Below are 13,512 nucleotides of genomic sequence, written 5' to 3' on the forward strand. Positions count from 1 at the left end.
TATGAACAATTTGATCATAGAAGCAAGTAAGTACACTCCAGATATAAATATGGATGCTTGTGGAAAAGTATCATTTATAGGTAAATCTTATCCCGAAAACACATTCGAATTTTACTCTCAAGTAATTAATTGGTTGGAAGAATTCTTTTCAAAATCAGTTTCAAGAGAATTGAACATTGTATTTGATATTTCATACTTTAATTCAAGTAGTTCAAAACTATTTTTCGACCTTTTTGACATTTTAGAAGCAAATAATAACAATTTTAAAATAAACATAAATTGGATGTATGATGAAGAAAACGAAAGTGCGGAAGAAGCTGGAGAAGACTTTGCTGAAGATTTCGAAAACCTAAATATCAAACTCGTTATGAGAGAAGGTGAATAATGAGTAATAAAGAAAACAAACTTATAAATGAAATCGATATACTGAAAACTAATTTTTTATCTGTGAGTGATAAATTAATCAAAGATATACAAAGACAAGATAAAATAATGGCTAGGAGTGATAAAAGACAAAAAGCTGAATATGACACCTTAGAAAAGCAGTTAAATGAAATACAGTCCTTACAAGATGAAATAGTTAATACGCAAATAGAAATAATATTTACTATGGGTGCAGTTGGTGAAAGTAGAAGTAAAGAAACTGGAAACCATGTAAAAAGGGTTGCAGCTTACTCTGAAATACTCGCATTAAATTATGGCTTAAGCGAAAAAGAATCGGAAAAAATAAAACTAGCATCACCTATGCATGATATAGGGAAAATAGGTATACCTGACTCAATATTAAATAAACCTGGAAAATTGACTAAAGAAGAGTTTGAAATTATGAAAACACATGCTGAATTGGGTTATGGTATGTTAAAAAATTCAGAACGTGAATTATTGAAAGCTGCATCAATAGTTGCACGCGAACACCATGAAAAATTCGATGGTACTGGTTATCCTAGAGGGCTTAAAGGTGAGGAAATCCACATTTATGGTCGAATAACAGCTGTTGCTGACGTTTTTGATGCTTTAGGAAGTGAACGAGTATATAAAAAAGCATGGGAAGATGAGAAGTTACTCGATTTTTTCAACAAGCAAAAAGGATTACATTTTGATCCTTTGTTAATCGATATATTTATGAGTAATCTTGACGACTTCTATAGGATAAGAGAAAAATATAAAGATGTTTTTTAAGAGCTCGATATAGCATAATAATTACTTTCAATAGTTAGCCGAATATCATACACATGTACTTAAGCCTAATTTTCAATCAGGCGAGTGATTTTAACAAATGAAACAACACTAAGTTTATAAAGTCCAATCTTCAAGTCCCTTTTTCGGTGAGCTCGTCAGGGCAATCATGCTCTTAGCCAATTATTTAACCAAACAATATTTCCGTCCGAATGGCATCGATTCAACCAGCCTGTTTTAGCTTTGAATTCATGCTGCATTTCTTGGGATGTAAAGTAAGCGTCTGGTGAAATGCATCTAGCCTACATAATGTTCCAAGGTAGAAGGTACTCAATACTTTCAGGCTCTTGGCAAGTTCATCTAAACAAGTATAGCCGGATCAATATAAATTGACATGGTCCATTTACGTCGTTAATAAGTCATCAAGACTACAGCGTTTAGCTCTTCTTATAGCTTTAACTTGTGCCCACTTCTTTTCTATTGGATTCAAGTCAGGACTGTATTGCTGTAAAAATTCCAATGTGCATCCATGCTCATCAATAGCATCCAACATATCCTCTCTTTTATGAAACGAAGCATTGTCAATGACAATCACTGCATTATTAGATATTTTAGGGAGTAAATCTTGGGTTAGCCATGCGTAGAATACTTCTGAGTTGATATAGCAAGAAAAAACACTCAGCGTGACAATGTAGCACCGATAATTGCCCCGATAACATTTACTCGACCTCTAGCATGCCAGTCATGGTTGCCATAGCAGCGGGAACCCACTTTTGCATACCCATAAAGGCGTTGCATACACTGAGCAAAGCCACTTTCATCCAAATAAACGATTTGATTACCTGCTTTTTCATAAGCGGATATTTTTTCCCTAAAACATACGCGAGCTTCATCATTCGCTTTGGGGTGGCTCAATGCTTTTTTCATAGGTAATCTTGAGTCGTTTTAGACCGTAATGAATGGCAGGTTGCCCAAATTTAGCCGTTTGGCACGCTCCCACTGATAATCATCAGGATAGTTCTCTACATCTTTTGCAAGTTTGTCCATATCAAGCTTAGTTGCCGGTTTTTGGCGTGTAGAGCATGGGGTGATGTTGTTATGCCAGCGAAATAATGTTCTTAAGCTGATAGCGATTTGCTCACTGGTGTTTTCAAATGTGCGGTTATAACTTTCTTTGTAAGCCAATACGTGTTGGCGAAAATCGATACTATAAGTCAGCAAAGTATTATGGCATATTATTTTGATTTAGCTATAAGATGTCCATCAGGTTATGCTTTTTACAACGCTCTATGCGTGGATCTGAAATCGAATCAAAGTGTGTCAAGAAAGTCGCGCTCATGTTAATTACCTCAATGTATTATATTGAGATCTGATCGTGACTAAAGTAAAAGGTTCAATTTATAATGATCTTGCCGTGATTATTCTATTGATTTTGTCATGTTAATACTTGTATATAATGAAATTACTTCTATATTTAAGTATGTTTTATGTTTTATGTTTTATGTTTTTATACTGGTTTAAAGCGTTTATTTTCAACCCCCACAATGAGGCATTGGTAATGTATACAGTACAGTCAAAAAAGCAGTTATCTATAAACGTAATCATCTTATTCTTTGGACTCATTTCAAGTTTATCTGTTTCGGCAAAAATAGCGGTAATTGTGAATCCTGACAATACTTCCGTATTTGATAAAAATACCATAGAAAGAATTTTTATGGGAAAAATGAAAAAGTTCACTAATGGTCAAATAACACTACCTATGAACGCAGCAAAAGGTATGAAATCACGAGATGAATTTAATAAAGCTGTTATTGGACGCTCAAGCAGCCAAGTGAATGCATACTGGTCAAAACTTGTTTTTACAGGTAAAGGCAGTATGCCCAAAGAACTTTCATCAGATGCTGAAATCATTTCAACAATTGCTGCTAATCAAGGGGCAATAGGGTATATAGATTCAGGCTCGGTTACGAGTGATGTAAAAGTAATCGCTAAATTTTAAGTGAGGACAATATGGAATACTTAAATAAACCTATATCAGCTTTACTTGCTCCATGTATTTTATTTTCTAGTTATGTCGCCGCTGATGTCAATATTTCAGGCTATGGTTCTATTGTTGCTGGTCGCACCTTAGGGGATGTGACGCTAGATAACGTTCTTTATGACTGGGGTAAGCCTCCGAGTGCTTCTAATCCACCAGAAAAAACTAGAGAACAAATTTTAACAGCAGATTTTTATGATGTCGGTCAATATAACAATGATTTTAGTTTTAAACCTGAAACTGTATTTGCATTACAATTTACGGCTGATTTGGGAGAGAAGCTAAAAGCGACAGGTCAATTAGTCGCCAAAGGCGTGGATGATTTCAATCCCCAGTTTGATTGGTATTACTTAACATATCAAGCGACAGACGACTGGACTTTAATGGCTGGACGTAGAAACCTCCCTATGTATTACTTTTCTGAATTTTCTGAGGTCGGTTATGCATACCCTTGGGTGAGACCCCCATCAAACCTGTATTGGTGGCAAATCACTCAATTTAATGGCTTTCATGCTATGTATGATTTTACCATTGCCGACTATTCAAATACCTTAACCGTATTTTACGGTAACGAGTATTCTTATGACAACAAAGAAATGAATTATTATGATAAATTGTATGGAGGTAATGCGACACATGTCGATGAATTATGGACAGACATCGCAGGTATGAACTGGAATTTATCAGGTGATTATTTTGATTTAAGGTTCGTCTATTTTCAACATGATTTAGCCCGAAATAGGTATTATACCGAAGCCGATACAGTTATTATTCCTGCCGTGGTACAAAAATTTATGGGATTTGGTGGCACAATTGATTTATCAGATTTCACAATTTTATTTGATTGGAACTTAGTAACACGAAATGATGAAGCTGGCACTAAATTTCCAACATACTTATTATCTTTAGTATACCACATTGATGATTTTCATCCATATTTCTCATATTCGAAAGCAGACCATGAGGAAATCAATGTACCTAGGGAAGATCTTGAAGAGCATAAGATGCTCAGTTATGGTATTCGTTATGACTTTCACCCCAGTGCATCACTTAAAATTCAATATGATAATTTTGTAGATGAAGCTCCTGCTGGCTCTGGGTGGCGCTATCATGGTGATTCGCAAACCTTAACGATTGGTATAGATTTTATTTTCTAAGCTAACTTTATTGTAACTATTAATCTTAACTAGGGGCTGTTGATTTCACATTGATAGCCAAATCATTGCACACGCTAGTGCTAGCATATTTTAAAAGAGCGTAGCGAAAATTTGGGGTTTCTGATCCTTTAATAGGTACGTCTAGCGCATTTTAATCCCAGACTCCAACAGGGTTGAACGATATTCATCGTCTAACCCTGCTATTTTCTTTTCGGCCTTTATGCTCGCTTTTTTAGTTTCGTCCTGCTGGCAGACTAAGGATACAGCACTTTGTTTTGATAATATTACATTGGTTAGGTTGCCTGCATATTCTCCTGAACTCAACCCTGTAGAGCAGATTTGGCAATGGTTACGCCAAAATGAACTAGCCAATAAATGCTTTGATGGTTATGAGGATATTGTTAATTCATGTTGCGATGCTTGGAATAGCTTCGTTAGTGATTTAGAACGAGTAAAATTAATGTGTATGAGAGACTGGATTAATTTGGGTGTTTAAATATCTTATTGGTATTATACCGTACTTTTTATCATAAATGGGTGATCCCACCCTGGCTAAATCACCGACATTTGCTGATATTAATTGAGTGATGGTATTCAATATGTATATTCTCTGATAAAATATGCGCCCAACTTAATTTGACCTAGATCAAGTTAAGTATATTAATCACCCTTATGAGGCTATATCAATTCTATTAAGTTAGTGAACCAATATAAATTTGGATTATTTAGATTGCTCATGTATTTATTGGAGTTGAGATCATCTACAGCACTGGTTTTACGTTCCAGTTCGTTCAATGGAGAACACACAATGTCAGCATCACAAATAACTGTTTGTGCATTATATAAATTTGTTCGTTTAGAAAATTTTGAAGCTTTACGCGCGCCACTATTAGCAAAAATGGAAAGCCTAGATGTTAAAGGCACTTTATTACTAGCTAATGAAGGCATTAACGGCACAATCGCTGGATCTCATTCGGGTATTGAACAAGTTTTAAAGTTTTTGGCTGAAGATCCAAGTTTAAGTAAAATTTCTTACAAAGTGGCATTTAATGATGAAAACCCATTTCATCGTACAAAAGTTAAATTGAAAAAAGAAATCGTGACTATGGGTGTTGAAGGTGTTGACCCTAACCAAGTTGTCGGCACATATGTAAAACCGAAAGATTGGAATGCACTGATTTCTGATCCTGAAGTGATCACAATAGATACACGTAACGATTATGAAATAGAAATTGGTACATTTAAGCACGCAGTAAATCCAAATACAGAAACTTTCCGTGAATTTCCTGAGTATGTGAAAAACAACTTAGATAAAAATAAACATAAAAAAGTAGCTATGTATTGTACTGGTGGCATACGTTGTGAAAAATCAACTGCATACTTAAAAGATCAAGGTTTTGAAGAAGTTTATCACTTAGAAGGTGGTATCTTAAAATATCTTGAAGAAGTGCCAAGTGATGAAACATTATGGCAAGGCGAGTGTTTTGTATTTGATGGCCGTGTAGCGGTTAACCATGATTTAGAGCAAGGTCAATATGACCAATGTTTTGCATGTCGTTTCCCTTTAACTGAAGCTGAAAAAGAAAGTGAGCATTATGTTAAAGGTGTGAGTTGTCATAGATGTCATGAAAAAGTAACTGATAAACAACGTGAGCGTTTTGCTGAACGTGAACGTCAAATTGCTTTAGCTGAGCAACGTGGTGAATCGCATATCGGTGGTGAAGTTAAAGGATTAATCAACGAACGCCGCCAAGAAAAAGCAGATAGAAAAGCAGAACAGTCAGCTAGCTAATTGCTTATCACGTTTTTAAAAAGGTCGCTAATAAAGCGGCCTTTTTATTTTGTAACAATTAAATAATCTCAAATCATTGTAGTTCAACTTAGTTGCCTATAAAGTACCGCTTTAGTTTGCATTGTATGTTAAATATACCACTTCAAACTCCTCCAAAATTAAAACTCGAGTTCTATAATAATGAAAGATCTTACCCAAGGTTCCATACCTAAACATTTGATCACTATGGCCATACCTATGATGGTAGGCATGTTTGTGCAAACGCTATATTTTTTAGTTGATTTATATTTTGTAGGCAAGTTAGGCGGTGCGGCACTCGCAGGGTTAAGTCTTGCGGGTAATGCCATGTTTTTGGTTTTTGCTTTAACGCAAATTTTGAATGTGGGCACGGCCGCGGCAATTTCTCATGCGGTAGGGCGAAAAGATAAAGTAGATGCTAATTTAATATTCAATCAATCTATGATGGCTTCAAGCATAGTCGGTCTTATAGTGTGTATTGCTGGCTACTTTGGAGCCAGTTCATATTTAAATATGGTGTCACAAGACCCACAAACAGTGGCCGCAGGTTTAAGCTATTTACATTGGTTTATACCGTGTATGGCTTTGCAGTTTGTAATGGTATCTATCAGCGCCGCATTACGTGGTACTGGGGTCGTTAAACCAACCATGTTAGTGCAAATGATTTCTATCATAATCAATATTATTTTGTCGCCAATATTAATTGAAGGTTGGGGCACTGGACATCCAATGGGCATAGCCGGAGCGGGTTTTGCCAGTTCAATTTCTGTCGTGTGTGCAGTGATTATTTTATGTTTGTATTTTAAAAAATCAGAAAAATATATCAGTGTCGACTTTGCTTTATGGCGACCTAATACAGCAAGTTTAAAGAAAATTTCATCTATCGGTTTACCTGCTGGTGGAGAGTTCTTTTTAATGTTTATTTATATGGGCATGATTTATTGGCTAATTCAACGTTTTGGCGCTGATGCGCAAGCGGGTTTTGGTTTAGGCTCTCGTATTATGCAGTCATTATTTTTACCTGCCATGGCGTTAGCATTTGCAGCCCCAGCTGTCGCTGGACAAAATTTTGGAGCTAAAAAATATGATCGTGTCAGAGAAACCTTTAAGTGGTCGGCTATTTTAACTTGTTCATTAATGTCGCTACTGACAATTTTATGTTTATTTCAAGCAGAGCTTTTAGTACAGGGTTTTGTTGAGGAACCTGAAGTGATATTGATCAGTGCAATGTTTTTAAAAATGATTTGCTGGAACTTTATGCCATCAGGAGTCACTTTTACCTGTTCAGGCATGTTTCAATCTTTAGGTAATACTTGGCCTGCATTAATAAGCACAGGAACGCGATTAATTAGCTTTGCAATCCCTGCTTTATGGTTATCACAACAAAGAGATTTTACGATTGAAAACTTATGGCACTTGTCAGTTATTACTGTATGTATCCAAGCTGCTGTAAGCTTTTATTTATTACGGAGAGAATTTAGATTACGTTTGCCTAAAGGTGATGAAAGTCAGCTTAATGCTGATCCAGAACAAGCAAATATTGCTGAAGACTCTGCTTAATTATTTTAAAGTTAATTAGGTTAAAAGCCACTCGTTATATTACAGTGGCTTTTATTATGTTAACTATTTCCGATCCATGGTTTCATTGATTAAGTGAAAAAGCTTATTAAAAAAACCTTCATTAGTTTGTATGAATATCATTTTAGCGTTAACTATTTTCATTTTCTATTTCCTATAGTTGATTTGATGCTGAAACTATAAAATCTCAAGTAAACTTGAGGTCAAGAAATTGTTTTACTAAACTATTAAAATAATAATTAGCTTTAGAGATCATTATGAAATTAGAAGAAGCAAACCTTAGCGTAGGTTTTGTGGCTAAACGATGCGGTGTAAAAGTGTCTACATTACATTTTTATGAAGAAAAGGGGCTTATTAGAAGTTGGCGTAATCAAGGAAACCAAAGGCGTTATAAAAGAGATGTTTTAAGGCGTATTGCTGTCATTAAAGCAGCTCAAAAAATTGGTATTAAATTAGATGATATAAAACAAAATTTTGCCGATTTGCCTAATGAACGTACGCCATGCAAAGGAGATTGGGCTAATTTATCTGTTAATTGGCAAAAGCAGTTAGATGCGAGAATTGCTTATATGCAAAAACTGAGAGACTCAGTGACAGGATGTATCGGCTGTGGGTGTTTATCTATGGAGAATTGCCCAATCTATAATCCTGAAGATGAATTAGCCCAAGAAGGAACTGGTGCGGTTATCTTAGATAGAGACTAAGCACCAAATACTAAAGTACATGAAAGTAATAGGGCTGAAATAAATAAAAAAGTAATGGCTAAAAATACTTTAATTTTAATGAAATAAAACAATTGCAGTAGCCGAAATAGATTTTTAAAAGGATAAATAAAATATAGGCGCTATTTTGATTAAAAAAAAGGGTTTACAGCTGTTATTGTAAGAAATATTAGCCTCTAACATTATTAATCTATACTTGAATAAAATAACTACAATGGATGGTTTTACTGCAACTAAAGAAATAAGAAAGCTAGGCATAACAACTCCCATTGTCGCTTTAACAGCAAGTGCACTTCAATCAACTAAAGAGCAATCCAAACAAGTGGGAATGGATGATTATATACCTAAACCTTTTGATAAAGATAAAATCCATAAAACTACTTCTAAGTGGTTGTAATTAATGAAAGTATAGCTATAGTTAGTAGATGTGATTAATAGAGTTAAGCTGGTGAATACTAAAAAATTGAAAAGGTTTCCAACCGTACTGAAATTGTTTCTTTTCAGTGTTTTTATGTGCGTTTGTAGTCAACTTTTAGCCAATCAAGTACATCCAGGTTGGTTGAAAACTGAGCTAGATAAAGCCGACAACCTTAATGATAGAAATCCTAACCTTTCTTTAAATTTTGTAAAAAAACTTTTAGCTGATCATAAAAATGAACTGAGTGACTATGATTTATCTGCTTTATATAGCCGGTTAGGTACTTATCATTTTTATTTTGGACAATATGAGCAAAGTTTAAAGCTGTTGAACAAATCAAAAAAACTACTAAAAACTTTAAATAATAGAATTGGCGTAAGTATTTTATTAACCCATGGCATGCTGCTTGATTCAACAGGCAAAGCCAGTGAAAGTGAAGACCTATTTTATCAAGCTATAAAAATATCAAAAGAAATTGAGGATTTAGAGATTCTAGCTAATAGTTATGCAGGGTTAGCTGGTATGTATGATTTAAACCACAATGATGTTGAGGCACTTAAGTACTATCAAAAAGCCTATGTAATAGTGCAAGAGTTAAATGATGAATTAGATATGGCTTATTTAAATACAAATATGGCAAGTGTTTATGCAAATTTAAAGGATTTTAATAAAGCAATTTCTTTGCAAAATACAGCGATAACGTATTTTAAAAATAATGATTATAAATACGATGAAATGTTAGCCCACTATAGCCAAGCTGTTATTTATAAAAGAGATAAACAATTTGAAAGAGCATTAGTCAGTTACAATAAAATGTTAGACCTTTCGCTTGAATTTAATGAACCAAGTAAAGTTTATTTTGCTAACATAGGCATTAGTATGCTGTATTTAAAGTTAGAAAACTTTAAAAAAGCACTGGAGTATTGGTTGCAAGCAGAGCAACTATTCTCAGATATAGAGGGACCATACTCAAAAGCACATCATTATTTAGTAAAAGCACAGCTGGAAGTAAATGACAAAAATACTAAATTAGCATTTAATACTGTTTCCAAAGCGCAGGAAATAATATTTACGTTAGAGCAAGATAAAAATCTTGATATGTATATTTTACTCTATGATGTAAAAATAGATATTGCAGTATTAGAGGAAGATTATAAAACCGCTTTTGAGTTACAAAAAGAAGAAAAAAGATTAAACGATAAATATCAAAATGCCGTAAGAGAAGATGCGCGCTCAAAATATAAAGTGATGTTTGATACTGAACAAACACTTTTAAACAATAAACTATTAGAACGAGATAAGCAGTTATCAACTGTCGCCCTTGAAAGTGCCAAACAAGAGCAGCAATTGAAAAATATGATAATTATAACGGCAGCTTTGTTTATCGCTGTTTTGTTTTTTTTCATTTACCGACAAATACGTACAAGCAAAAAACTAAACCGGTTAGCCAATACAGATGTATTAACGCAGCTTGCTAACCGCAGATATACTTTCTCTCACTCTGAATTAGAATTAAAAAAATCAATCAATAACGGCAAAGCTTTTTCTATTATTATTTTTGATATTGATCACTTTAAAAAAGTAAATGATACCTATGGTCATGCAGGTGGTGATGAGGTATTAATAAATACGGCTAAAACAGCAAATAAATTTATTCGTGAGCAAGATGTGTTAGGGCGTATAGGTGGGGAAGAGTTTTTGGCTATATTATCAAACACATCTTTATCGCAGGCCTTAGAGGTAGCACAAAGGATCCAAGAAGCTATTGAAGCGCAATCTGTTTCCTTTGAAAATGAAACAATTAATATCACTGCGAGCTTTGGTGTGGCGCAATTTAGCCCTGATAAAGAAGACTTTATTAGCTTATTTCAACATGCGGATGAATATTTATATAAAGCAAAAAATCTAGGGAGAAATTGCATTGTTAGTGAATAAACTATTAATAGGCTAAAGCTAGTTTATTTTTGAGTGAAAAAGTACTCATAAGATGTTTCATTTTGTGCAATAGAAAAAGCATTATCTATTAATTTAAATGTTTTTTTATCCATATTCAGTCTAGTCGCAATATGAACTTCAAAAGAGTAACCATGAAAATAAGAGTTAAAAATTTCAACTCTGCATTCAGTAACTTCTTCAAGACTTATTCCAAAAATTAGTGAGTTTCAAGATTTAAATCCTCATTTAAGTGTTCAGTTTTCTCCCAGTAACAAATTGGATACTTTTGAAAATCAAGATGTTGATATTGCTATAAAAAGGGGTTTAGGAGACTACCCAGGATTAGAAAGCCGGAAGTTATTAAATGATACTATTATTATGATCGCTAGCCCTTTGCTTTTCTTGAAAAAGATAAATACAAAAGATGTTTTTAAACATCCCTTGTTAGAAGATAGCAGTTCAGATATCCAAGAAGTAATACAAGCTTGTTGTGCACAATATCATATTCATTCAAATCAGCTTAAATCAGGCCTTAAAACAACAGATGCGTTATCTATTATTCAAAGTGCAATCGCAGGTCAAGGAGTTGCTTTTTTGAGTAAGGTATTAGTTGATGAACATATTAAAAACGGTCATTTAATTAATCCGCTTAACTATGTATTTGATAGCCCTCGTACACTTTACTTAATAGCACCACCACACCATTTTAAATGGGATAAAGTAAAACGTTTTGAAGCTTGGATTAAAACAATATTGTAAGATCGGCTTTAGCGTTGCGGAGTATTACTACTGGAGTTCATTTATCCGTAGGTGAGGCTTCAGTCACGCTAGGTTAGATTTACTTAAAATCACATTAACCTGATGAATATTCAGCATTGCAAATACAATCAAAAATACCCGCGTTTATTATGTAAAATGATAATTGATTTTCTTACTCCTTTCTTTCCAATAGCAGGTATTAAATTTGAAAACAGTTCAGCTTGATAATAAGACCATCACACCTAATAAAATTATTTGTATCGGTAGAAACTATGTTGATCACATTGCAGAGCTTGGCAATGAAGTACCAGATGAAATGGTGATATTTTTAAAGCCTAATTCTGCAATATCAGAACAATTATCAGCTTTTCATCAAGAAGAATTACATTACGAAGGTGAGTTGAGCTTTATTTATCAGCAAGGGCATTTTAGTGCAGTTGGTTTTGGTTTAGATTTAACTAAGCGTGGTTTACAGAGCAAGCTTAAAGGCAAAGGGTTACCTTGGGAGCGTGCAAAAGCGTTTAATGGTTCTGCTGTTTTTAGTGATTTTGTATCAATAGATAATATTAGCCCTGATTTAACGTTAGCGCTTAAAATTGATAATGAATTAATACAAGCTGGTGGCATTGAACTCATGATGTATAAGCCAGATGATATCTTAAAAGAAATTCAATCATTCATGGAATTACAAGATGGCGATATCGTTATGACAGGCACACCAAAAGGGGTCGGAGTGATTAAATCTGGAGCCAAGTTTGAAGCTAAAGTTTTACAAGATGAAATTGAGCTAATTAGTAAAACTTGGATTGCTGTTTAATCTAACTTAATGAATCACTTGAGCTATAAAAATATACTCAATGCAAAATTAAGAAATAACCTTACAGACGTCATCTCCGAGTTGTTTTATCGGAGATCTTCTCTTTAAAACTACTTAATATTTTAAATAATTTAGTTTGAACGACATAAACCTAAAACAAGATTCCCGATCAAAACCCCTCGGGAATGACGGGGTTTAGCATTTGCTTATTAGAAAAGCTCAACTTAATAGGTTGTATAATTTAAATAAGCAAACTCGAAGCTAAATTCAAAAAAGCTCCCACAGGCGTCGTCTCCGAAGTGTTTTATCGGAGATCTTCTCTTTAAAACTACTTAATATTTTAAATAATTTAGTTTGAACGACATAAACCTAAAACAAGATTCCCGATCAAAACCCCTCGGGAATGACGGGGTTTAGCATTTTCTTATTAGAAAAGCTCAACTTAATAGGTTGTATAATTTAAATAAGCAAACTCGAAGCTAAATTCAAAAAAGCTCCCACAGACGTCATCTCCGAAGTGTTTTATCGGAGATCTTCTCTTTAAAACTACTTAATATTTTAAATAATTTAGTTTGAACGACATAAACCTAAAACAAGATTCCCGATCAAAACCCCTCGGGAATGACGGGGTTTAGCATTTGCTTATTAGAAAAGCTCAACTTAATAGGTTGTATAATTTAAATAAGCAAACTCGAAGCTAAATTCAAAAAAGCTCGCACAGGCGTCGTCCCCGAAGTGTTTTATCGGAGATCTTCTCTTTAAAACTACTTAATATTTTAAATAATTTAGTTTGAACGACATAAACCTAAAACAAGATTCCCGATCAAAACCCCTCGGGAATGACGGGGTTTAGCATTTTCTTATTAGAAAAGCTCAACTTAATAGGTTGTATAATTTAAATAAGCAAACTCGAAGCTAAATTCAAAAAAGCTCCCACAGGCGTCGTCTCCCAAGAGTTCAATCGGAGATCTTCTCTTTAAAACTACTTATTTTTTAAGTTATTTAGTTTGAGCTATATAAGTACAAAACAAGATTCCCGATAAATAAACCTCGGGAATGACGGGGTTTAGCATTTGCTTATTAGAAAAGCTCAACTTAATAG

Annotated in this window: 14 protein-coding genes and 1 pseudogene; 12 read left to right on the forward strand and 3 right to left on the reverse strand. The window is 34.1% G+C overall.

The window, feature by feature from the left end:
• Position 1 precedes the first annotated feature (1 nt).
• Together PSA_RS06350 and PSA_RS06355 are read left to right on the forward strand one after the other, a co-directional pair.
• A complete protein-coding gene (locus PSA_RS06350) occupies positions 2–385 on the forward strand; it encodes a DUF1987 domain-containing protein (protein WP_042153393.1) in 384 nt (127 codons plus the stop codon).
• Positions 385–1,179, forward strand: coding sequence for an HD-GYP domain-containing protein (locus PSA_RS06355; protein ID WP_052380285.1), 795 nt, complete (start codon positions 385–387; stop codon positions 1,177–1,179). The genes PSA_RS06350 and PSA_RS06355 overlap by 1 nt, the downstream gene beginning before the upstream one ends.
• A gap of 400 nt (positions 1,180–1,579) precedes the next feature.
• Here PSA_RS06355 and PSA_RS27120 read toward each other — a convergent pair whose 3' ends face one another.
• Genes PSA_RS27120 through PSA_RS06365 form a run of 3 tightly spaced genes read right to left on the reverse strand, consistent with a single transcriptional unit; the run spans position 1,580 to position 2,397 of the window.
• Positions 1,580–1,867 (reverse strand): transposase, encoded by a 288-nt coding sequence (locus tag PSA_RS27120; protein ID WP_197276843.1) that lies wholly within the window; start codon positions 1,865–1,867, stop codon positions 1,580–1,582.
• On the reverse strand, positions 1,855–2,103 hold the full coding sequence (locus PSA_RS25795; protein ID WP_197276814.1) for a transposase: 249 nt from the start codon (positions 2,101–2,103) through the stop codon (positions 1,855–1,857). Before PSA_RS25795 ends, PSA_RS27120 begins: the two co-directional genes overlap by 13 nt.
• Positions 2,104–2,121: 18 nt before the next feature.
• Positions 2,122–2,397, reverse strand: a complete 276-nt coding sequence (locus PSA_RS06365; protein WP_269432776.1) for an IS630 transposase-related protein — start codon at positions 2,395–2,397, stop codon at positions 2,122–2,124.
• A 337-nt stretch (positions 2,398–2,734) separates the two neighbouring features.
• Between PSA_RS06365 and PSA_RS06370 the strand changes: the two genes are divergently transcribed.
• The 10 genes and pseudogenes from PSA_RS06370 to PSA_RS06415 all read left to right on the forward strand — a co-directional run bounded on the left by PSA_RS06370 (position 2,735) and on the right by PSA_RS06415 (position 12,410).
• Positions 2,735–3,175, forward strand: a complete 441-nt coding sequence (locus PSA_RS06370; RefSeq protein ID WP_042153390.1) for a phosphate ABC transporter substrate-binding protein — start codon at positions 2,735–2,737, stop codon at positions 3,173–3,175.
• 11 nt (positions 3,176–3,186) lie between these two features.
• Positions 3,187–4,371, forward strand: a complete 1,185-nt coding sequence (locus PSA_RS06375) for a hypothetical protein (RefSeq protein ID WP_042153386.1) — start codon at positions 3,187–3,189, stop codon at positions 4,369–4,371.
• Positions 4,372–4,636: 265 nt separating this feature from the next.
• Positions 4,637–4,807: pseudogene (locus PSA_RS06380) on the forward strand (transposase); the annotation flags it as partial.
• A 372-nt stretch (positions 4,808–5,179) separates the two neighbouring features.
• Positions 5,180–6,163 (forward strand): rhodanese-related sulfurtransferase, encoded by a 984-nt coding sequence (locus PSA_RS06385; RefSeq protein WP_042153382.1) that lies wholly within the window; start codon positions 5,180–5,182, stop codon positions 6,161–6,163.
• 180 nt (positions 6,164–6,343) lie between these two features.
• Positions 6,344–7,741: an MATE family efflux transporter gene (locus PSA_RS06390; protein WP_042153380.1), complete on the forward strand. Its 1,398-nt coding sequence runs from the start codon at positions 6,344–6,346 to the stop codon at positions 7,739–7,741.
• A 275-nt stretch (positions 7,742–8,016) separates the two neighbouring features.
• The gene (soxR, locus tag PSA_RS06395; RefSeq protein WP_042153377.1) at positions 8,017–8,463 is read left to right on the forward strand and encodes a redox-sensitive transcriptional activator SoxR; all 447 of its coding nucleotides are present in this window, start codon (positions 8,017–8,019) and stop codon (positions 8,461–8,463) included.
• A gap of 232 nt (positions 8,464–8,695) precedes the next feature.
• Positions 8,696–8,878, forward strand: a complete 183-nt coding sequence (locus PSA_RS06400) for a response regulator (protein ID WP_042153373.1) — start codon at positions 8,696–8,698, stop codon at positions 8,876–8,878.
• Between the two features lie 114 nt (positions 8,879–8,992).
• Complete coding sequence (locus PSA_RS06405) at positions 8,993–10,834, forward strand: diguanylate cyclase (protein WP_042153370.1); 1,842 nt, start codon at positions 8,993–8,995, stop codon at positions 10,832–10,834.
• Between the two features lie 171 nt (positions 10,835–11,005).
• Positions 11,006–11,593, forward strand: coding sequence for a LysR substrate-binding domain-containing protein (locus PSA_RS06410; RefSeq protein WP_082305649.1), 588 nt, complete (start codon positions 11,006–11,008; stop codon positions 11,591–11,593).
• Between the two features lie 205 nt (positions 11,594–11,798).
• A complete protein-coding gene (locus PSA_RS06415; protein WP_042153367.1) occupies positions 11,799–12,410 on the forward strand; it encodes a fumarylacetoacetate hydrolase family protein in 612 nt (203 codons plus the stop codon).
• The last annotated feature ends 1,102 nt before the right edge of the window (positions 12,411–13,512 follow it).

The sequence above is a fragment of the Pseudoalteromonas sp. '520P1 No. 423' genome (assembly GCF_001269985.1).
Taxonomy (GTDB): domain Bacteria; phylum Pseudomonadota; class Gammaproteobacteria; order Enterobacterales; family Alteromonadaceae; genus Pseudoalteromonas.